The organism is Aequorivita echinoideorum (genome assembly GCF_018476645.1).
GTDB classification, from domain to species: domain Bacteria; phylum Bacteroidota; class Bacteroidia; order Flavobacteriales; family Flavobacteriaceae; genus Aequorivita; species Aequorivita echinoideorum.
The window spans coordinates 1-752 of the sequence record NZ_JAHCTB010000025.1 but is presented as its reverse complement, the minus strand read 5'-3'; the positions used below and the strand labels follow the sequence as shown (position 1 = coordinate 752).

The 752-nt window shown below is 62.1% G+C and carries 1 protein-coding gene; it reads left to right on the top strand.

The window, feature by feature from the left end; translation table 11 throughout:
- On the top strand, window positions 1-752 hold a 752-nt coding region (locus tag KIV10_RS13845; RefSeq protein ID WP_214114735.1), incomplete at its 5' end, for a T9SS type A sorting domain-containing protein.

Below are 752 nucleotides of genomic sequence, written 5' to 3'. Positions count from 1 at the left end.
TACTCTGCCAGTCCGACCGGGTCGAGGCCGTGGCCGAGGTGAACAACACCCTGCCGGCCCCTCCGGCAGGTGATGCCGCGCAACAATTCTGCGGAAACGAGAACACCGTGGCCGACCTTGACGTAACGGGCGACAACATACGGTGGTACGATGCCGCGGGCAACCCCATCGGCACCGCCACCCCGCTGGTGGACGGGAACAGCTACTTCGCCACCCAGACCGTGGACGCCTGTGAGGGCGATGCACTCCAGGTGACCGTGGAGATCGTGGACAAGTCGGATCTGCCCGTCGGGGACAGGAACCAGCCGTTCGAACAGGGAGAGACCCTGGCCGACCTCGACGTTACCGGTGACAACATTGCCTGGTACGCCGATGCGGACGGGACCACTCCCCTGCCGCTGACAACCCCGCTAGTGGACCAGGAGACCTACTATGCGGGCCAGACCCAGACAGAGCTCTGCGAGAGCGACCTTCTGGACGTGACCGTGCACAGGGTGCTGGACGTGCAGGATGCCGCCTTTGCGGGGCTGATGATGTACCCCAATCCGGTGGGCGACGTGCTGAACCTGAAGAACCAGGGCGCCAACATAGAGTCCGTAGAGATATTCAGCCTGGTGGGACAGCGGGTGGCAAAAAGGAGGATCAACAGCCTGGAGACCACGATGGACATGACAAGGCTGGCCAGCGGGCCGTACCTCGTACAGGTGACCATAGACGGTAAGTCCGCTATGTTCAAACTGGTCAAAAACTAA